This window comes from Flexilinea flocculi, assembly GCF_001192795.1.
GTDB classification, from domain to species: domain Bacteria; phylum Chloroflexota; class Anaerolineae; order Anaerolineales; family Anaerolineaceae; genus Flexilinea; species Flexilinea flocculi.
The window spans coordinates 1,175,132-1,195,751 of sequence record NZ_DF968181.1; the positions used below are offsets into that span (position 1 = coordinate 1,175,132).

Genomic DNA, 20,620 nt, shown 5'->3' on the forward strand with positions numbered 1-20,620 from the left:
CTTTTCATATTTTGAATTACAGCATGGATAACAGAATCATTGAAGGAGGGTCAAAGATAATGAATGATGCTGCATTGATTCGTGAAATTGAAATGAAATATCCGAACACCGCAGGGCTGGTAGTTTTGAAAAACGGAAGGCTTATTTATGAGCGGTATTTTGATGGACATAACGAGACTGATACGATTCATATTTTTTCGGTAACTAAAAGTATTTCATCTCTTCTCGTTGGAATGGCCCTTGATCAGGGTTTTATTCAAAATGTTGATCAGAAAGTTCTGGATTTTTTTCCGGATTATGTTCTGAAAAGAGGGGAGAATTCCATTCAGGAAATCACCCTGAAACACCTGTTGACGATGACTGCCCCGTATAAATATAAATCAGAACCTTTCACAAAAGTATTTCGCAGTGATGATTGGACAAAAGCAGGATTGGATTTGCTGGGTGGAAAAGGTACCATTGGCAGTTTCAGGTATTCAACCGTTGGCTCTCAGATTATCTCTGGTATACTCCAAAATGCAATCGGAAAGTCAATGCTCGAATTTGCCGGAGAAAATTTATTCAAACCGCTCGAAATTAAACCACCTCAGCCAACAACTTTAGTTGATAAAGAAACACATATCGCTTTCATTAAAAACAAAAATGCTCAAGGCTGGGTTGTCGATCCGCAGGGGCTGCCAGTCGCCGGCTGGGGATTGACATTGTGCCCGAGGGACATGGCGAAAATTGGACAACTCTGCCTAAATCAGGGCGTCTGGAATGGCAAACAACTTGTATCTGCTTCCTGGATACAGGAGAGCACTACTGAGCATAGCCGATGGAATGAATACAGTTACGGTTATCTTTGGTGGATTCTTCGTCAAAATGACAGCGGAACTTTTGCTGCTCTTGGTGACAGCGGGAATACGATCTATGTGAACCGTAAAGAGCAAATCGTGGTTGCTATTGCTTGTCATTTTAAACCCCGAGCGAAAACTCGGATTGATTTTATCAGTCAATACATTTTGCCTGAAATCGGTTAATGAACGTATCCATCAACAATTTGAAACAGTGTCATATCTTTCAAATTGCTGATGGATGTTGAGTCACCAATAAAAAAAGGAGTGAAAATCTAAATCTTGAACTTCAAAAATCAGGAAAAAGCAGTCGATTTTCTAAGAATATTCACTGACAAATATCAGTTTATTGTCCGATTTTTTTGTATTGATCGATAAAGAAGTCCTTGAATTGAGCCAAAAAAAATATGTATGGGTAACAACGAGATGATTGAACAATTTATAAAAAATTTCAACAATTTATGTAGAAAAGTCCAAGATACTTATTAATGAGAGTAACCCTGATATCAATTCAAAATACTCTTCATATTTAAATATGACCGATTTTTTTTTATAAATTTTATTCGTTTTTTGAAAAACAATTAGAATTTAGATCTTGATGATAATTGTCTGCCTAAGCTTAAGGAGAGAAGTATCAATGGAAGATAAACCGTCTCTGGTAGAAATAAAAACTCCAACCACAAGGATTGCATGGGTTGATACAGCAAGAGTATTTGCAATATTTTGTGTTGTGCTCTGTCATGCTGTGGAGACTGTTTATCAGTTCGATATTGATTTTATTTCTCGCTTGACAATGAAATCTCGAGTATTTATGTTTGTATGTTTTACAATAAGTCGATTGGGTGTCCCCTTTTTCTTGTTTATTACAGGATTTTTACTCCTTGATCGGATATATACACCAGAACAAAGCATGATATTCTGGAAAAAGAATTGGATCCGACTTTTAATTACTGTAGAAATTTGGACTGTCTTGTATGCATTATTTCTTTGGATTTTCCAGGAACAACCATTCAATTGGATTAATGTTGTCAAACAATTGACCTTTATAAAAAGCGTCCCTTTGAGCCACATGTGGTATATTCCGATGATCATTGGTATGTATATATTTATCCCATTGGTGGCTAACATGCTTCATTTGACAGATGCCCGTGTGCTTATTTTCCCACTGGTTATTGTTTTTATATTGTCTTTTTTATACCCTTCAATCAATGTATACAACAAAATTATGGGGCATGAATCGATTAAGACTGTGTTATCAATTGAATTTAGTGGTGGAATTTATGGATTCTATTTGATAAGCGGTGATTATGCAACCCTTTTTCTGTAAATTAGAGTCTGAAATATCCATAGATCTTTAAGAATTCATAAACTTGCCAGTACAAAAATGTTTTCCGATCTGCCATTCTTCGCAGGTCTCCATCAGTAATGCCGAGACCAACCTGAGACAAGAAGCTTGATTTGGAAACACACCAACCACTCTTGTCCGTCTGCGAATCTCTTTATTAATCCTCTCCAGACTATTGGTTGTTCGTATCGTTCTTCGATGTTCCAATGGAAAATCAAAAACCAAAAAACCCTCAAAAAGGTTATTTTCGAGCCAAGATGAAAGCCGCGGAGCAGAAATAGCATACTTCTGGATGGCGCTCTGCAAGAGCTCTTCTGCTGTCTTTCGATCAGGAGCATTAAATATGGCTCTGATGTCTGCTGCCACTTCCAATCTCATCGATTGTCTGGGCAGATAAGCTCCGGCATTCTGTTGCAGATGGAACTGACACCGTTGCCAGGGAATACCGCCAAAAACTGCTCTTCTGGCTGCCCCTAGACCTTCATGGTCATCACTGATAATCAGCTTTATTCCGTGTAACCCTCGCTCTTTTAGACTCTTTAAAAATGCTTTCCAATGTGTTTCATGCTCACTAAGCGAAACTGAAACCCCAAGTATTTGCCGTTCGCCTTCTGGCGTAATGCCAGAGGCCACCAAAACCGCTGCATCTCTTACTTGTCCTGCTTCACGAATCTTCTCATATCGGGCATCCACAAAGAGATAGCTGATCTCTCCTAATGGCCTTTCACGCCATTCTTGCAGTACTTCGTCCAATTGCGCTGTTGCCCGGCTGACTTGTGTGGCTGAGACCTCAATCCCACAAAGCTGTTCCGTAATGGTTTTTACCTTCCGAGTCGATACTCCCTGTACATACATTTCAGCCAGTGTGATCGTAAGGGCTCTTTCACTTCGCAGTCCCTTTTCCAGAGCACTGGGATAAAAACCACCCTCTCTAACCTGTGGAACTGCAAAGGTAATGTTTCCTATCCTGGTCTGTATCGTCTTCGGTTTGAAACCATTTGCATGTCCCTTGCGATCCTTTGTGCGTTCGTACTGTTCAGCTTGTAAGTACCTTGATCTTTCTACTTGCATGGCGTTATTTATCAGCACTCGCATCATTTCTGGAATTGCTTCCAATCCTTTTTCCGCTATTTCCTCTGCAAAGGTATAATTATTTGGGTGAGTCATTTCTAGTCTCCTTTTATGGTTTGGTTACTATAAGGATACTTCTGACTCACCTCTTTTGTTAAGGTTCTTTATTTTACAGAAAATATGTTACACCAACTAAGCGGTTATTTGGTAAGAAAGAACCGATTGAAAAGACTTAGTACTATGCTTTGTTTGGTTCTTGCTATAGTATCGATCGGAATTACAGTCGTAATCCAGCTTTATTCCTATCGATATGGAATAGCCTATAATGTCTGGTATGATTTTGCATTCTTAATGATTGCTGCGTTGCTGTTATTTGAGATGTTTTCAAGATTTAGAACAATTCCAGTTAAGAATATTTTCTATCTTCTGTCAAAATATGCATTTGCAGTGTATTTGATCCACAATCCAATTATTATCCTCTTTGCTCCAATGATTGAAAAGATTAAACCGCTTCCTTTTCAGTTAATTATTTTGACCGTTTTGGTTTTCACAGTCAGTTGGATGATATCATTTCTGCTGGATAAAATTCCAAAAATTGGCAAGTGGTTATTGTATATTCGGTGAAATTTGATGTGTCTTAGGAGCACTTTTATTCAGCGATGAGTAATCGCTAAATGATCTGGTTTGCTTTATTGCAGGACGTCTCATTTGGGGAGTTTTCTAAATTATTCACTGTTTAAGAGGATATTGATTAAAAATCTGTGAAATCCGACAGCAAGTCGATGGATGTCCTTTCTCAACACTGTTTGAAAACTGATCAATGAAGTTACATTGAGAAGAAATATTGAATATACCTGTCTAAGTGACTTCCATTGCAGGTAGAACGTCGGATTGAGATAACATATAAAGAAATGCGAAAAATCCGGATATGCTTAGCAAATTAAATAAGAATATCATTCATATTCTAAATCGCTGATAAAAAATCAGATGATTAAATTTTGTTGGAGTAATAATCATGGAGATAAGAAAACTTTTGAATTCAGAAAAGAGAGGTGCGCTGGATCTTGTCTGGCATGTATTCTTAAAGTTTGAAGCGCCGGATTATTGTGATCAAGGTGTTGTAACTTTTCGCGATTTTCTTGAAAATGAAGAAGCCATTAACGGATTATCATTCTTCGGCACTTTTGAAAATGGGGTTCTGATCGGTGTGATTGCGACGAGAAATGAAGGCAGCCATATTGCATTATTTTTTGTGTCTGAAAAGTATCAACATCAGGGAATTGGCAAGAAATTATTTAAAGAAGCCACAAAAAACACATTATCGGAACATATCACTGTCAATTCATCACCTTATGCCGTGCAAATTTATCATCACCTTGGATTCACGGCCACGGATACCGAACAGATCCGAGATGGAATTCGATTTATACCAATGATGTTTACTCGACGTGTAATTCTTGATATCGGAAAAACCAACAAATGATTCTCGCACAATATTGAATTACTGCAAAGAAACTGAGAATTGGCGTTATAAATTCGATGAACTGTATGACTAGAATCGTCCAGGGTTCAGTATAAGTTGAATAATAATTCTACAGATTGAGACATTTTTCAATGAAAGCAGGTGAAATATTGGCTTTTATCGATTTATCCGACTCTGCTGGAACAAGAAAAATCATGATATTTACTGAAGGAACTATTCTGAAACCGAAATCATGGTTTCTTCAGTACCACTTCCGATCTTATCTGCCCATCGGGGATGCTGTCAAAAAAATTCTGAATTGGCAGCAGCAGGGGATGGATATTGTTTATTGCACGTCACGCAGAGGTCAACAAGCACGAGTGATTGCAGATCTGCTTTTTATATACAGATTCCCTGGTTCAAGGCTTTATTTTCGGGAACACACACAAAAGTATCATCATCTGGTCGAAAATATTCATCCGGAAATTTTAATTGAAGATGATTGTAAGAGTATTGGCGGTAATTGGCAGATGTGCATCACCAATGTCGATCCACTCCTTAAAAAAGAAATCCATTCGATTGTTGTTGAGGAATTCAAAGGTATTGATCAATTACCTGCTTCTGTGGAAGAACTTGCAGCGTTTTAATAAGTAAAATCCTTTTTCTCACAACAATAAAATTCACAGTTTCTGACTGAAATACAGAGCAGTCTGCATCAGCGATTCGAAATATGAGAAGGATTTATTTTTGTTGTGATGTTGTTACACGAAGCGCAAAAAAATTATGTGATGAATGATTCATATAGCGATCTGTCATTGCGAGGAGGACGATAGCATGACGTGGCTATCTGTTCCCACTTTTGACAGGAGATTGCTTCGCCCCTCGAGGTTGTAACACTGGCAGGTTTCATCCATTTCATTTGACTTGTTATCAAATAATTTCATATAGATCATCATTCATTAAGGTAAAAGTCTTTAAACATTTTTGATTTTTTACTGTTTGTTTCTCCTAATTCTCATATTTAGAATTGCTGAGAAATGAAAAATCCTGTTGACATTCCTTAGGAAAAGACATAAAATATAAACATATGAATAATTGTTCATATGTTCAAATATTAATGAGGTGATTGAATGGTTCCAAAAATTCAACCGGTTGAAAGATGTGATTGTGAAGTCATCCACGAGGATACGGTGAAACGTGTACAGGAAAAAATGCCTCTTGAGGAGAATCTTTATGATCTTGCAGAATTATTTAAAGTTTTTGGCGACACCACGCGAATTAAAATTTTATGGGCACTGGATGAAGCAGAGATGTGTGTATGTGATATTGCAGTGCTATTGAAAATGACTCAATCCGCGATTTCTCACCAATTAAGATTGCTGAAGCAGGCTGACCTGGTGAAAAGCCGCCGGGAAGGAAAGATTGTTTATTACTCTCTGGAAGATGAGCATGTGAGACAGATTTTCGATCAGGGTTTGATTCATATTTCAGAAGAAAAGGAGTAAAAAACACGATGGTCCGCAAACAAGTAATTTTGGAAAATTTGAACTGTGCAAATTGTGCTTCGAAAATTGAAGATGAGGTCAATCAGATTGATGGGCTAAACGCGTCGATGAATTTTATCAGTAAAATTTTAACGCTTGAAGCTGAACCCGAATATGATTTTTCAAATGCAATGAATCAAGTTCAAACTATTGCTCGCAAACATGAACCGGATGTAGTCGTTGCAGAAAAACTGGATCCCCCATCGGCTTGGGAGAACGCAACCAACACGGGTAGTTTCCCTTATGAAAATACTATGTTACTTGGTGAACATCGTGACGATACCACTATTCCAGAGATTCGCAGCGGATCTGATCCTTTCGAAACAACGCATGCCGTTAATCAGGACGCCGGAAAAGCTGCAGCTAACACGAAAAAGAAAATAGGTGAAATTCTTTTTGAAAATACACTCAGAAAACAGATCATCAAACTGATCATTGGAAGCGTTTTGTTCGCAGCCGGTATGATCCTTCAACTGGGGGATTGGCAGGAATTGATTCTGTTTCTGATCAGTTATCTGATTGCAGGCGGAACAGTCATCCTGAAAGCAATCAAGGGCATTCTTCGGGGACAGGCTTTCAATGAGAATTTTTTGATGAGTGTAGCGACAATTGGCGCGTTTTTGATCGGTGAATATCCTGAAGGCGTAGCCGTGATGCTGTTTTATCTGATTGGAGAAATATTCGAGAACCAGGCAATCGGTCAATCCCGAAAATCAATCAGTTCTCTGATGGATATTCGTCCGGATTATGCCAATCGATTAACCGGTGAAGAAATTCGACGATTATCACCAGAAGAAATTAAGATTGGCGATGTGATTCTGGTGAATCCAGGAGAGCGAATACCGCTCGACGGTAAGGTCATCAGCGGGATTTCTCAGGTGGATACAGCTGCATTAACCGGAGAATCAATTCCTCGAGAATTAAAACCCGGAAGCGAGGCTTTCAGCGGCTTTGTAAATAAAAACGGCGTGTTGACGATCGAAGTAACGAAAACCTTCGGTGAATCGACCGTCTCAAAAATCTTGGATTTAGTGCAAAATGCAGGCAGCCGAAAAGCGCCGACAGAACAATTCATTACGAAATTTGCCAATTATTACACACCGGCTGTCGTATATAGCGCATTCGCATTAGCAATCATTCCTCCTTTACTGATTTCTGGAGCTTCTTTTGCAGATTGGATTTATCGGGCTTTGGTTTTTTTGGTCATTTCTTGTCCGTGTGCCTTTGTAATTTCCATCCCGTTAGGCTTTTTCGGCGGCATAGGCGGAGCATCCAAAAGAGGCATTCTTGTCAAAGGCGGCAATTTCCTGGAAGCGCTCAATCATGTAGAAACGGTTATATTTGACAAGACAGGAACCTTAACCAAAGGCGTTTTTGAGGTTGTCCGTGTCAATCCGCAGCCAGGTTTTTCAATGGATGATTTGATTACCTATGCCGCTTATGCCGAAAGTCATTCCAGCCATCCTATCGCTTTATCCATTCTGAAGGCATATCAGAAAGGAGTTGATTTCAGGAAAATTCAATCTTATGATGAAATTGCCGGACATGGCTTGAAGGTAACCGCTTTTGGAAAACAAATCATTGCTGGAAATGATAAATTTCTAATCGAAGAACGTATTCCATTTCAGAACCAGGAATCTTCTGGCACAACCGTTCATATCGCGGTCAATCAGCAGTATGCAGGAAATCTGATCATTTCCGACCAGGTCAAAGAGGACGCAGCCGCAGCTATCAAAGATTTGAAAGCGCTTGGTGTTCGAAAAACCGTCCTGTTGACTGGTGATAAGAAATCCATGGCTGAAGAAGTTAGCGCCAAATTGGGCCTGGATGCAGTTTTTTCAGAATTACTGCCGGCAGAAAAGGTGGAAAAGCTGGAAATGCTGGATGCAGAAAAGACCAGAAAGGGCAAGATTGTTTTCGTGGGTGATGGTATTAACGATGCTCCGGTATTAGCCCGAGCGGATATCGGAATGGCGATGGGCGGGTTGGGGTCCGATGCAGCTATTGAAGCCGCTGATATCGTTCTGATGACCGATGAACCCTCGAAAATTGTGACGGCTATAAAAATTGCTAAAAAAACAAGAAAGATCGTTGTTCAAAATTTAGTATTTGCCTTTGGCGTGAAAATCATTTTCCTGGGGCTTGGTGCATTTGGCGCAGCGACTATGTGGGAGGCTGTTTTTGGCGATACGGGTGTTGCGGTAATTGCGATTCTCAATTCGATGAGAATGATGAACACAAAGCGATTGTAAGCAAAACAGCGCTTTGATATTTGCGGAAATACTTATTGTTGTGTTGTTTTTGCGCTTTGCACTGAGAATTTATATAGTACATAATATATGGATTGATCTGTCATTGTGAAGAGGGCGTTAGTCCGACGAAGCATTCTTTTTCTGCATGATTGAGGATTTTTGACTCATGTGGCAGGAGATTGCTTCGCCACTATATGGTACTAACAATGACAGGTTTTATCATTAATTAAGGTAAAAGTATTCAAAATTATTCGATAATTTTCACTCGCTTCTCCAAATTACCATATTTCGAATTACTGAAAAAAAGGTATAAAAATAAAGTAAAATTGAATTGAATACTACATTTGTATCCAAATAGCTACACAATCAGTTCATTTACGATTCATATTCTCTCAATTGATTCGAGGTTTTTCAGATTTCGAAGGGCAGGTGAAGATATATCACTTTGAAACCTGGTAACTTCTTCAAAAGACATTATTCAGGGTTAGGTTGTTTTTATGTTCTATGTAAAAACGACAAAACTACGATTCACTTTTTCTGTATTTTGATTTACTGTAAAGCAATTCAGCCATTTTCAAAGTATTCATCAATAAAAGATTTTCAAACCAGACAGAAGATTCTGCAAAGAACGAGACAGGCTATGCTGAAAAAAAGCCAAATCGAAGAAGCTATTCGAAATAATGAGAATCGACCGATACCGAACGGGTGGATCAACAAGAATGAATCCGCGGTAAAAATTTTATTTACTCTGATCGTCATACTTTTGTGCAGTTTCTATCTGCTTTTCGAATGGAATCGATACCAGAAAATTGTCTCAACGGAAGCTATCATTTTGGCAGAGTCTGTTGAATCCTTATTAGATCCAGTACATATTACTGCTTTGTCCGGAAAAAAACAGGATTTGGAATATTCCGAATATAACAAACTAAAAACCAGCCTGAAGGACCTGGTGGCGATTGCCAATCCGATTCGTTTTGTTTATCTGATGGAGGAACGCGAAGGAAATCTGATTATTCTGATTGATTCCGAATCTCCTGATTCCCCAAATTATTCTCCACCTGGACAGGTTTTCGAAGAAGCCACTGAAATTGATTTCAAACCATTCCGCACCGGCAAAACTGTCTTAACGAAACCGACAACCGATCGTTGGGGAAACTGGATCAGCGCATTAGTCCCGATCAAGGATCCTCAAAACCAAAATATTATCGCAGTTCTGGGCATTGATTATTCAGCTTCTGACTGGTATGCGAAAATCAGGAAGTACATGATCCCTGATTTTGTGGTCGTTGTCTGTATTTTGATCCTTTCTTTTGCACTGCTACACGGATGGAAACAGCGTAGACAGCTCAAAACGCTCAGCAAAAAACTGGCTTATGATGAAGCCATGTTTCATAGCATTTTCGATCAGGCTCCGATTGGAATCGCAATCCTTTCGGATAAGAGTCATGCAATACAAACCGAATTCGGCGATATAAATATCAATCCGATATATGAAAAAATACTGGGACGTACCAGTTTGGAATTGCAGTCTCTTTCATGGCCGGAAATAACTTATCCGGATGATCTGCAAACCGATATGGAAAAATTTGACCGTTTTAAAAAGGGAGAAATCGACAGTTATTCCATGGAGAAGCGTTTCATTCGGGGCGATGGATCCATCGTGTGGGTTAATATGACGATTTCACCCTTTCTGGGGCTGCATACCAGGGATGCGATGCATTTTTGTTTGATTGAGGATATTTCCATTCGAAAGCAAATTGAGACAGAGCTGCGTGAAAATGAGCGGAGTAAAACAATATTGCTTTCTCATCTTCCTGGAATGGCATACCGATGCCGATTCGATCATGAATGGACGATGTTGTTTGTTTCTGCCGGATGCCTGAAATTGACCGGTTATCAACCGACGAGCCTTATAAACAATCAGGACATCTCTTTTTATGAACTCATCGTTCCCGAGTATCGTGAATTATTAAGGATCGAAACAGAACGCGTTTTAGCTCAGAAATCGTCCTTCAAATTTGAATATGAAATCATGACAGCTAGCGGAGAAAGAAAATGGGTTATTGAATTGGGAGAGGGTATTTATTCTCAATCTGGAGATGTAGAAGCGTTGGAAGGAATCATCATTGATATTTCCGATCGTAAACAATTGGAACAAACACTACTGTATCGTAATGAGCATGATCGGTGGACTGGTTTATATAATCGGAATAAATTAGAAAACAAATTGATCAATGATTTTCACGAAGCAAAGGTTGGAAATAGCGCTTTAATCGGAATTTGTCTGTCAGATATTGAATTAATTACGGCAATTTACGGTTTTCATTACACGCAGAACCTGATTAAAAAAATTGCTGTTACACTAAGCCGTTTTTGCAGCGATACTTGTTCTTTATATAACACGTTTTGGGACCGTTTCACCTATTATCTGGAAGATTCCCAAGATACTGATGCCCTGAATGTATTTTGTAAGAAAATTTCCACAGAATTGGAATCTTTGTTGAAACCCGAACGAATCAGAGGCGGGATTGGAATTCTTGTAATAGATCAAGATGAAAAAAAAGATCCGGATTTGCTCTTGAAAAAACTCTTGATTGCTTCAGAAACAGCAAGGGACAAGGAGAAGAAAAATTTCAGTGTCCGTTTTTATGATGAGAATATTGAAAAGAATATCCTTCGAAAAGAAGATATCAAACGGGAGCTTGTCCTGCTCTCGGGCGACAAACAGGATGACTCCCTGTTTCTGCAATTTCAGCCGATTCTTAACCTTTATGATAATCGGATCGGTGGATTCGAGGCTTTATCAAGGATAAAAAGCAAAAAATTGGGATTGATTTCTCCTATGGAATTTGTCCCGATTGCCGAGGAGACAAAATTTATTATTCCGATTGGCTGGAAGATTTTCCGCCAATCTTTCCAATTCCTCAATCAACTGATTGAAGCAGGATTTTCTGATATCGTTGTCAGTGTCAACGTCTCTGTGATCCAGCTACTGAGCGACAATTTTGTCGTTGACCTTCTGAAAATTATGCAGGAAATGGGAATCAATCCGAAGAACACTGGAATTGAAATAACTGAATCGGTTTTTGCCTCTGACTACACTGAAATAAATCAAATTTTTCAGATATTGCGTGACATTGGCATTCATATAGCGATTGATGATTTTGGAACCGGTTATTCTTCCTTTGCACGAGAATTGGAATTATTTGTTAATTGTCTGAAAATTGACAAGTTTTTTATCGATAAACTGCTGAAAGTTAACCCTGATCAGACGGTAATCTGTGATATTATTTCCATGGCGCACAAAATGGGGCATTGCACGATTGCCGAGGGAGTAGAGGATGAGAGACAACTTCAGTTTTTAAAAAATTCCGGCTGCGATCGTGTTCAGGGTTATTTGATAGCCAAACCGCTTCATCCGAAAGATGCGCTGGATTTCATCCGGAATTATGCAGCAAACGGCATCATGGATGAAAAACCGACTTCGGAGATAACATTACGAACTATGGATTAACGTTTCGAACAAGAAGAAAATCATGGTTATAGCGAGCAAAGCTTTCAAATTAGCAAAGGATATATTGTAAAGATGGCGTTTTTGCACGAAGCGCAAAACCACATTACCATCCAAAATCCTCGATTTTTGGATAAAAGACAACGAAAAATTCGAATTGCTTGAATACAGACGTTATAAGAATGTGAATTTGTAAAAAAAAAAGGAATTTTCATGCAAAACAAAACGAGCCATCTTTCAATAACGAACGATATCAGATCGATCAATATCAAACGTATATTTTATCTGACATTGATTTCTATACCCTATAATCTCATTCATATCATAATATTTTATACGAATTTGTCGAAAGATAATCCCACCGAAATGAAGTGGCGTCTTGGTATTATTTTCTGTCATGCATCACTGGCTGTACTGATGAGTATTTTTGGCGTATGTGCATACATAATCAGCAAAAAAGCTCTTGTAGCAACACCGATGCATTTAATGATTTATGCTGCTTTAATTACAGTATTTGTTTTTGGAGTACTGATAACAGCGATTGATCAATTGGTTACAGCCAGCATCACTCCGTTTTTGGTCGCTTGTACAATTGTCAGCGTCGTGTTCTTAATCAGACCACTCAATGCTTTTCTTTTTTTTCTGTTCTCTTATGCAGGTTTTTTCTTTGCACTCAGTACTTATCAAAAAAATCCGTCGATTCTGTTGTCTAACCGTGTCAATGGCATGACAACAGTTGGAATTGGTCTCTTTGTCTCGATTATGATGTGGAAAATGACCACTTCAAATCTGATTCAAAAACAGTTAATTGCGGAACAGCAGGAAGAGCTGATGAAAAAAAATGGGGAACTTGAGCGTCTGGCATTTTTCGATCAATTGACAGGTGTATATAACCGCCGGAAATTTGAAGAATTGCTGAAGAATGAAATTTCAAGAATCAGCCGTTACCATCAACCAGCCAGCATCGTATTGATTGACATAGACAATTTTAAACGAATCAATGATCATTATGGGCATCCGGTCGGTGATCGCGTATTGCAGGAATTTGCCGGATTACTTAAGAATAACATTCGGGATACGGACTCAATTTCCCGCTGGGGCGGCGAAGAATTTCTGATTCTGCTGCCAAATACTGCTTTGGAAGAAGCAAAAAAAACTGCTGAGAAATTACGGCAGATTGTGGAAAATTATGAGCAGTTAAACCAGGATTCAGAAATCCATCTGACTGCCAGCTTCGGAGTCGCTTCCTTGCCAGCAGATCGACAGAATGCGCTGGAAATCGCTTATAAAAACGCGGATGATGCGATGTATCTGGCAAAAGAAAACGGTCGTAACCGTGTTGAAGCGAAATAGATACGTCTGCTGGTTCCGGTTAGGAAGAAGAATTTTTTGCTATTGATGTTAATGCTTTTTGAGCCGCATCGCCTGCTAATTTCCCGGTTAAAATCGATATTGGCAGACCGGAAGGACTGAATGTCCATTGTCCGCATTGAAATATGTCGGACATCGGAGTGTAAACGGATTCGTTAATTCTTTTAGCCTGTGAAACGGCAGGGATCGGTTGGTTTGTGAACGACCAGCCTGTTATGGCGCCTTGTGTATTTCCTGTTTCCCGTTCTATCGTGACGGGTGTCGAACATAACGAAAAAAGTATTTTTTCACGAAAGTCAGGGAAAATGGAAGTATTCAATACCTGAATGATGGTATCGATACAAAACTGTTTGAATGTATCATAGCGATCCTCTTCCAGCATTTGACGCACCAGCGCATAATCCATCAGTGTGCTGACGATCAATCCAGTTTTCCCTTCCGGTGCGAGAGTTGGATCTCTTAATGCCGGACAGGAAATTTCATAGGTCGTGCATTCAAGATATGTTTGTATCCATCGGTTTATCGAAAATTGATCCTGATGAATTACATCTTGCCAGGCGGGAAGCGATGAGAGTCCAATTTTCGAAGGAGTATAGAACGCATGAGCGCCGCAGCGACTTCTGAAATAATCCCTGTCGATATCAGTACCCAAAAATAGTGTCAGAATGGAATCGTTGCCTTTACTGCGATTTACCAGCGTACGCTGTTTTTCAATAACCGAAGATTGCTGTCCTTGGATTGCATTATACAGAGATTGCTGATTGGCTGCCCAAATCAGCTTTTTATAACGAAAGCTTTCTCCCTTGGTTGTTTTGATTTCTCTATTTTTCAGATCGATTTGATCAACAATCGTTTCCGTCTTTATCTCCCCGCCGGCGGCAAGGATCTTTTCCGTCATTTTCTCAGACAGGGTCCCGGTTCCTCCAATGGGGTATTGATAATCGAGATACAGGCTGAAATAGCTCAGGGCAAAAAAGGACGGTGTGTCCTGAAAAAAGTGCTGCGCAATCATATCCCTTAATGCAGGATTCTGCGTAAAACGCTGCAAACAGGTTTGTATTGGTTCATTCATACGGGCAGCTTTTCCGATGTTGATCTGATATTTCACCATCCACGGCAGTAATGTCCTGAAGAGATATTTTAAATCTCGAAATTGCCCGTTAAACAGGGGATTGTCAATGCCATAAATGACATCCATATACCCCATCACTTTTTTAATTTCATTTCGGATTTTCTCAATAGCAGGAGCATCATCCGGGAATATTTTTGTCAGCATTGCAGCATAATTTCGGAGGCTTTCACACGAGTTAATTACTACCCATTCTTTTTCTATTCCGATCGATACCGGATTTTGAACAAATTCCAGATCGATTTGAAAATTTTTCAACATAGGGAAAATGATACCTGAATTCTCAAAAGCTCGAATCCCTGCGTCAAAAGCAAAACCATGATGCCAGAAAGTCTGAACCAGGCCGCCGGTCTTCTCCCTTTTTTCACATAATAGCGTGCGGAATCCATTACGGCATAAACATGCGGCGCTTGTCAATCCTGCCATTCCCCCGCCAGCAATAATCACATCATACTCTTGATTCATGTTGTTCCTCCGATCTGATAGTCAGTAATTCCTATGAAAATAGAATTCAATTTTCATTATCGGATGTGTAATTTCTTTCATCTGCTGTTCGAAATATTGGTTGATCTGTCATTGCGAGGAGGGCATCAGCCCGACGAAGCAATCTATTTCCGGATGGGACTCTGCCCTACACGTAGCGGAGAGATTGCCACGCAATGACAGGTTCCTAATAGCAATTCCTATGAATATAGAATTCAATTTTCATTATCGGATGTGTAATTTCTTTCATCTGCTGTTCGAAATATGGATTGGCTTTTCGAATAAAAAAAAAGAGAATTTGTAGTTCTAATGGTTTTACGCGAAACGCAAAACCATTAGAACTACATAGAATTATTCTCATAATTCGATTTGCTGATCAGAAAGTGGATCACTTCTCTGATTTGAACCGGTTTGCCTTCTTCTTCCAGACAACGACATTCGCTTTCGAATTCAGTCAGTTTGACGTCATCCACTGGAGCTTTATTCCAACATTTTTGGGCGCCTGTGAAATTACCTGCTGAAACACGGCGCATAATTCCCCGGATATCCACAGCTTCTTCCTTTGTGCAGGATGGAAACTCACAAAATCGACAGCGCATCGCCGCTTGCATCACGGAATGGGACAGTTCATCATACGATTCGAAAAGACGATCAGTGGTAAACGGTTTTTCTACGATCCTGACGTAATTTTTCATTGTTTCCTGATAGATATATGGTTCTTTTCCAAGCTTCTTTAGTAATGCATTGGCTGCAGCCAGTCCGGAAACCGTAACGGTAGGAGTGCCGGTTCCCATGACGGTTGATTCTCCGCAACAGAATAGGTTGTCCCATTCGGATCGGGTGTGCAGCCGATGGAACATATGCTGACCGATCATTTGTTTGGGCCCGGCAACGGCTCCGCCATTTTTTAACGTATAGCGTTCGATGGTGCGGGGTGAAGCCAGTTCCACATAGCGAATAGCTTTAGAGAAACCTGGAAAACGCTTTTCCAACACTCCAACCAATCTTATAATCTCTTTCTCTTTCTTTTTTTGATATTCCTGAGCGTCATCCGTAAGCCATTTTTCAAAAGTTGGGCCGATGGCTGCAATGGTATGTTCATCTTCCTTGCAGAGGGTTTTGTCATCGATGCTCATGATATAAACGGTTACTTCACTCTCGTCCAGTTTATCCGGATTGCCGATCAACATCTCGATCGGTGCAGTGTCCTTTGGGATTACATTGCTGCTGACAACCGCATAGAGCACAACACTTGGATAGGTTGGTATTTGTTTCTGAGCCCATTCCCTTCGCTCCTGTGTCGAAAAGGCAGGATCAATCAATTTTTCATAAAGATTCCACACAGTCCCTGAATAAACAATATTTGGAGCGAAAATGGATGTGCCATCATTCAATTGAACCCCTGCAGGTTTTCCGTCTCTAAAAATTAACGAGACAACTTCATGCTCGAGCAGCATATCCCCGCCATTTTCTTCGATGACTTTTTCCAGTTTTCCGGGCAAATAAAGCGTGGAACCTGCCGGATAATAGCTGCCTCCGATATGATTATCGACAAACATAACCGCTGCAAGAACCGCAGGTGCTTCTTCAACTGTGGCATAACAATATGTCGAAGTCAGTTTGTCGAAAAATTTAAAAATTTCCGGATCTGTAAAGTATTTTTGCAGCAAATCCTTTGCACTTTTATTGAGGTAACCAAGAAAGCGGGCATAAGAAATCGGATGTTTGAGCATGTTTTTCAATGCGGATTTTCGATCTGTCTCATCGGCAGTTGTGTAACTGGGATTTTCAACGAGGACATGCTGGTACATCTTCAGCATGTCGCGATAGAAACGATGGATATTTTCTTTTTCGGCGGGGAAAACTTCTGAAAGTTCGTCTGCGAATTGGCTGACATCAGCCCAAAAGCGAATTCTTTTCCCTTTAAAATTGACGCAATACAAAAGATCGTGGCGGATGATATCGATCGGTTCCTCAAGCGCATTAAAGACAAAACGATGTGCATTGAAGCCATGTTCGCCAAAGCCGTATAACATGGCTGCACCTTGATCAAATGTGACATGTCCGCGTTTGAATATACCACAAGAACCGCCCGGATTATAGCTCTTTTCGATAACGGCTACGGAGAGATTTCGTTTTGCCAGTAAACTGGCAGCTGTTAATCCGGAGAGACCACCACCGATGATGATAACGTCATATTTCATAGAAAGCCCCCTTTTTTTTAAATTTTCTCCTCAGAAAGTTATTTCCGAGGACTATTTTTTTGTTTATCTATCGTTTCATTTCCTGCGAGCCAATTTGATGCTCAGGAATCTTAGCAATGTTCTGGTGGTCATTCGAAATTTTGAATCATCTTGTAGAAAAAGAGAGAAAAGTTGATGCAGTGTTGTTTTTCATATACTGACCTTGTTTTTATGGTCGTTTTTAGGCTTTACACAAAAACAACACAACAATACAAAACAAGTTTTCTCGATTGATTCAAAAGGTTGATTCTTAATTCACTTTATTGATGAGGAAATTCAAATTCAATATCAGAAGATTATAATAGGAACTATGCCTCACAGCAATTCAAAATATGAAAATCAGGCGAAATGAATGTAAATTGTCTAAGAATATTTAAGACTTTTATCTTTATAAATGATGATCTATATGAAATGATTGGATACCAAGTCAAATGGAATGGATGCAAACTGTCTTATGGGCGAAACAATCTCCTGTCACAAGTGGGAATAGATTGCTTCACCCCTGCTGGAATTGCAATGACAGATCCATCTATGAATCATTGATTATATAAATCTATGGCACGAAGTATAAAACCATAGGAATAATAATGAATTTTTTGATTTTAAAATTAATAGAAAGGTCAAATCTAATGAAAGTAAGATTAAAGTTGCGTTTTTCACCGGCCGTGACAGTGATTATTCTATTCGGTTTTATCAGCATGTTCGGCGATATCATCTATGAATCGGCAAGAGGTGCGAATGGTCAATATTTCAATCTGTTGCATATTAATGCTGCGCAAATTGGGCTTGTTTTTGGGATAGGTGAATTTCTCGGATATTTCTTACGCCTTGTTTCCGGTGTTTTTTCCGATCGGCGCGGCAATCAATGGCTGCTGATATTTCTGGGATACGGAATGCTGGCAGTCGTGCCGCTCATTGGATTCACCATGAAATGGAATTTGTTGATTGTGCTGATATTAATGGAACGGATTGGAAAAGCGCTTCGCAGTCCGGCAAAGGATACAATTTTGTCTGCTGTTGCAGAAAAGCAGGTCGGAATCGGAATGGCATTCGGATTGCAGGAAGCTTTGGATCAAATCGGCGCTTTCATCGGACCGATGATTTTTTCAACAGTCTTTTTCTTATCAGGAGAAAATAATATCACACAATACCAGACGGGCTATCGTTTGCTGATCATCCCGTATGCGGTGCTGATGCTTTTTTTAATCTTTGTTTATACAAAAATTAAAAAGAATGAACTTATAACAGAAGATGGAAAAAGGGAAAAAAATACAGAACAGCTCCAACCAATTTTTTGGATTTATACAGCCTTTACCTTTTTTTGTACACTGGGATTTGTAAATTTCAGTATGGCCGGGTATCATCTGAAAGCCAACCATCTTTTACCGGATGGCAGTATTACAATGTTGTACTCGGTTGCTATGATTGTAGATGCTTTAACAGCGCTGGTAATCGGAAAAATTTATGATCGAATAAAAATACGAACAGAAAAACAAACGGGTGGCATACTGGTTCTGGTTGCAATTCCACTTCTGACCATGTTGCTGCCAATTTTCGTATTAAGCGCTTCACGAATCTGGATTGTCATTGGTATGATCGTTTTTGGCATAATCATGGGCACGCATGAAACGGTAATGCGCTCCGCAATTGCAGATATTACGCCATTTCACAAGAGAGGTACCGGTTATGGTGTTTTTAATACAAGTTATGGATTGGCTTTGTTGATCGGAGCTGCAATCATGGGATGGCTTTATGATCAGAATCAAAAAGACCTCATTATTGCTTTAAGCTGTCTTTCGGAATTAATCGCCTTCTTTCTATATGCCATGATGAACCGAATGGTGAACAGTAATTCGAAATCTGGAAAAGCCTTTTGAAAAAAAAAGGGAGATCTTGATGTTGTGTTGGTTTTGCGCTTCGCGCAATACCAACACAACATCAATTATTCCTTTCGATAATTCGAATTACTGGATGGTGAAGAGAATTCATCCGGGAAAATAACAGAAGGATAATTCTTAAAATTATGAATCTTAAGGAGAAGGCAAAAACTTTAAAATTGGATATTCCTGCTCTTTGTATTGCCATGAAACGATCTGATACACCGATTACTGCCAAAATTCTTGCCGGAATGACAGTCGGTTATGCATTATCTCCGATCGATCTGATCCCGGATTTCATACCCGTTTTGGGCTTACTGGATGATTTGATTATCCTTCCTTTGCTGATTATGCTGACTGTAAAAATGATTCCTCAAGAAATCCTGGACGAATGCAGAATCAGCGCAATGGATTTGTGGACCAATGGAAGACCAAAAAAATGGCGCTATGCAATTCCGGTTGTTATTTTCTGGTTTTTGCTCATCGGGTGGATCGTTTCCCGTTTTCTGTGTTGATTCTTTCTTGATGAATCAATTATTGAAAACCGATTGACATTTGGAGCAGGTTATTTATTTTTAGTTGACCAATTCGAAATATAAACTAACATTTCGAATCATTCGTGAAAACTTGTTGTCGTGATGTTTTTGCGAGATGCGTAAAGACATCACGACAACAAGTTTTTTTTCTGAATTCCGAATTCTGGCAAAGTATTCACAATCAGGTTGGAAGGATGAAGTAAGATGAAAAATTTTTCCAGAACGAACTTAATTTTTTCACTCTGCGGTCTGAATTGCGGATTGTGTCCTATGAAACTGGGCGGATATTGTCCAGGATGCGGCGGCGGTGCAGGAAATCAAACCTGTGGCATTGCTCGCTGCAGCTTAAAGCATGATCATGTGGAATATTGCTTTCTTTGTCCAGAATATCCCTGCAGCCGTTATTCGAACATCGATCCATATGATTCCTTTCTTACACATCAAGGACAATTGCGCGATATCGAAAGAGCCCGGGAAATCGGAATCGAAGCATATAACAACCAATTATCAAAAAGGATTCAGATTCTTGAACAACTCTTAAGCGATTATGATGATGGTCGGAGTAAGACGTTTTATTGCCTGGCAATGAACCTTCTGCCTTTACCGGAAATTGAAATTTTGTTGGAAAGAACTATCCATGAGATTGCTTTTATTGACCTGCCAGTCAAAGAGAAATGCCGGCAAATTACAGGTCAATTTAAGGAACTTGCTCAAGAACAGGGCATACTGCTAAAACTGCGTAAAAAAGGCAGTTGAAAAAAGACTTCTTTTCTCATAAACTCAAAGAAAGATCGTATTAATCAGTTATTCATAATCTGGAACAACCATTTTCGAAAAGAAAGCATTACTCGTCGTTTGTTCAAAATACTTCAAATTACTCTGAAGGTGGATTGGTGGGAGACGAAAATGAATTCATTTTTTTCTAAATTCGAAAAGTTAGTCCCCTGTCCATATTTCGAA

Annotated in this window: 15 protein-coding genes; 12 read left to right on the forward strand and 3 right to left on the reverse strand. The window is 39.4% G+C overall.

Annotated features, from left to right (window positions below; genetic code table 11):
* Positions 1 to 59 precede the first annotated feature (59 nt).
* Entirely contained in the window at positions 60 to 1,022 is a 963-nt protein-coding gene (locus tag ATC1_RS09965) for a serine hydrolase domain-containing protein (protein ID WP_062281274.1), read from the forward strand.
* A gap of 451 nt (positions 1,023 to 1,473) precedes the next feature.
* Positions 1,474 to 2,163: an acyltransferase gene (locus ATC1_RS09970; RefSeq protein ID WP_062281276.1), complete on the forward strand. Its 690-nt coding sequence runs from the start codon at positions 1,474 to 1,476 to the stop codon at positions 2,161 to 2,163.
* A gap of 27 nt (positions 2,164 to 2,190) precedes the next feature.
* Here ATC1_RS09970 and ATC1_RS09975 read toward each other — a convergent pair whose 3' ends face one another.
* Positions 2,191 to 3,348 carry an IS256 family transposase gene (locus ATC1_RS09975; RefSeq protein WP_062278182.1) on the reverse strand — a complete coding sequence of 386 codons (1,158 nt, stop codon included), beginning with the start codon at positions 3,346 to 3,348 and terminating at the stop codon, positions 2,191 to 2,193.
* An 84-nt stretch (positions 3,349 to 3,432) separates the two neighbouring features.
* On the opposite strand from ATC1_RS09975, the gene ATC1_RS09980 reads away from it, so the two are divergent.
* The 7 genes from ATC1_RS09980 (at position 3,433) to ATC1_RS10010 (ending at position 13,374) form a co-directional block, all read left to right on the forward strand.
* A complete protein-coding gene (locus tag ATC1_RS09980; RefSeq protein WP_152024289.1) occupies positions 3,433 to 3,876 on the forward strand; it encodes an acyltransferase family protein in 444 nt (147 codons plus the stop codon).
* Between the two features lie 391 nt (positions 3,877 to 4,267).
* Positions 4,268 to 4,735, forward strand: coding sequence for a GNAT family N-acetyltransferase (locus ATC1_RS09985; protein ID WP_062281282.1), 468 nt, complete (start codon positions 4,268 to 4,270; stop codon positions 4,733 to 4,735).
* A 131-nt stretch (positions 4,736 to 4,866) separates the two neighbouring features.
* A complete protein-coding gene (locus tag ATC1_RS09990) occupies positions 4,867 to 5,361 on the forward strand; it encodes a hypothetical protein (protein WP_062281285.1) in 495 nt (164 codons plus the stop codon).
* A 483-nt stretch (positions 5,362 to 5,844) separates the two neighbouring features.
* On the forward strand, positions 5,845 to 6,219 hold the full coding sequence (locus ATC1_RS09995; RefSeq protein ID WP_062281287.1) for an ArsR/SmtB family transcription factor: 375 nt from the start codon (positions 5,845 to 5,847) through the stop codon (positions 6,217 to 6,219).
* Positions 6,220 to 6,227: 8 nt separating this feature from the next.
* Complete coding sequence (locus tag ATC1_RS10000) at positions 6,228 to 8,510, forward strand: heavy metal translocating P-type ATPase (RefSeq protein ID WP_062281290.1); 2,283 nt, start codon at positions 6,228 to 6,230, stop codon at positions 8,508 to 8,510.
* 640 nt (positions 8,511 to 9,150) lie between these two features.
* Positions 9,151 to 12,024, forward strand: coding sequence for a GGDEF domain-containing phosphodiesterase (locus tag ATC1_RS10005; RefSeq protein ID WP_082174745.1), 2,874 nt, complete (start codon positions 9,151 to 9,153; stop codon positions 12,022 to 12,024).
* A gap of 363 nt (positions 12,025 to 12,387) precedes the next feature.
* Entirely contained in the window at positions 12,388 to 13,374 is a 987-nt protein-coding gene (locus ATC1_RS10010; protein ID WP_172667758.1) for a GGDEF domain-containing protein, read from the forward strand.
* A gap of 19 nt (positions 13,375 to 13,393) precedes the next feature.
* Here the strand turns inward: ATC1_RS10010 and ATC1_RS10015 are convergent, their stop codons facing one another.
* Complete coding sequence (locus ATC1_RS10015) at positions 13,394 to 14,986, reverse strand: phytoene desaturase family protein (RefSeq protein WP_062281297.1); 1,593 nt, start codon at positions 14,984 to 14,986, stop codon at positions 13,394 to 13,396.
* Between the two features lie 359 nt (positions 14,987 to 15,345).
* Positions 15,346 to 17,208 carry a phytoene desaturase family protein gene (locus tag ATC1_RS10020; protein ID WP_062281301.1) on the reverse strand — a complete coding sequence of 621 codons (1,863 nt, stop codon included), beginning with the start codon at positions 17,206 to 17,208 and terminating at the stop codon, positions 15,346 to 15,348.
* 668 nt (positions 17,209 to 17,876) lie between these two features.
* On the opposite strand from ATC1_RS10020, the gene ATC1_RS10030 reads away from it, so the two are divergent.
* The 3 genes from ATC1_RS10030 to ATC1_RS10040 all read left to right on the forward strand — a co-directional run bounded on the left by ATC1_RS10030 (position 17,877) and on the right by ATC1_RS10040 (position 20,416).
* On the forward strand, positions 17,877 to 19,124 hold the full coding sequence (locus ATC1_RS10030) for an MFS transporter (protein ID WP_062284075.1): 1,248 nt from the start codon (positions 17,877 to 17,879) through the stop codon (positions 19,122 to 19,124).
* 146 nt (positions 19,125 to 19,270) lie between these two features.
* The gene (locus ATC1_RS10035) at positions 19,271 to 19,639 is read left to right on the forward strand and encodes a YkvA family protein (RefSeq protein WP_172667759.1); all 369 of its coding nucleotides are present in this window, start codon (positions 19,271 to 19,273) and stop codon (positions 19,637 to 19,639) included.
* A 225-nt stretch (positions 19,640 to 19,864) separates the two neighbouring features.
* Positions 19,865 to 20,416, forward strand: coding sequence for a DUF3795 domain-containing protein (locus ATC1_RS10040; RefSeq protein WP_062281312.1), 552 nt, complete (start codon positions 19,865 to 19,867; stop codon positions 20,414 to 20,416).
* Positions 20,417 to 20,620: the final 204 nt, after the last annotated feature.

Excerpts from the sequence above, each read along its gene's own strand:
- ATC1_RS09965 (WP_062281274.1), top strand. The coding sequence starts at position 60 with ATGAATGATGCTGCATTGATTCGTGAAATTGAAATGAAATATCCGAAC.
- ATC1_RS09970 (WP_062281276.1), top strand. The coding sequence starts at position 1,474 with ATGGAAGATAAACCGTCTCTGGTAGAAATAAAAACTCCAACCACAAGG.
- ATC1_RS09975 (WP_062278182.1), bottom strand. The coding sequence starts at position 3,348 with ATGACTCACCCAAATAATTATACCTTTGCAGAGGAAATAGCGGAAAAA.
- ATC1_RS09980 (WP_152024289.1), top strand. The coding sequence starts at position 3,433 with ATGTTACACCAACTAAGCGGTTATTTGGTAAGAAAGAACCGATTGAAA.
- ATC1_RS09985 (WP_062281282.1), top strand. The coding sequence starts at position 4,268 with ATGGAGATAAGAAAACTTTTGAATTCAGAAAAGAGAGGTGCGCTGGAT.
- ATC1_RS09990 (WP_062281285.1), top strand. The coding sequence starts at position 4,867 with ATGAAAGCAGGTGAAATATTGGCTTTTATCGATTTATCCGACTCTGCT.
- ATC1_RS09995 (WP_062281287.1), top strand. The coding sequence starts at position 5,845 with ATGGTTCCAAAAATTCAACCGGTTGAAAGATGTGATTGTGAAGTCATC.
- ATC1_RS10000 (WP_062281290.1), top strand. The coding sequence starts at position 6,228 with ATGGTCCGCAAACAAGTAATTTTGGAAAATTTGAACTGTGCAAATTGT.
- ATC1_RS10005 (WP_082174745.1), top strand. The coding sequence starts at position 9,151 with ATGCTGAAAAAAAGCCAAATCGAAGAAGCTATTCGAAATAATGAGAAT.
- ATC1_RS10010 (WP_172667758.1), top strand. The coding sequence starts at position 12,388 with ATGAAGTGGCGTCTTGGTATTATTTTCTGTCATGCATCACTGGCTGTA.
- ATC1_RS10015 (WP_062281297.1), bottom strand. The coding sequence starts at position 14,986 with ATGAATCAAGAGTATGATGTGATTATTGCTGGCGGGGGAATGGCAGGA.
- ATC1_RS10020 (WP_062281301.1), bottom strand. The coding sequence starts at position 17,208 with ATGAAATATGACGTTATCATCATCGGTGGTGGTCTCTCCGGATTAACA.
- ATC1_RS10030 (WP_062284075.1), top strand. The coding sequence starts at position 17,877 with ATGAAAGTAAGATTAAAGTTGCGTTTTTCACCGGCCGTGACAGTGATT.
- ATC1_RS10035 (WP_172667759.1), top strand. The coding sequence starts at position 19,271 with ATGAATCTTAAGGAGAAGGCAAAAACTTTAAAATTGGATATTCCTGCT.
- ATC1_RS10040 (WP_062281312.1), top strand. The coding sequence starts at position 19,865 with ATGAAAAATTTTTCCAGAACGAACTTAATTTTTTCACTCTGCGGTCTG.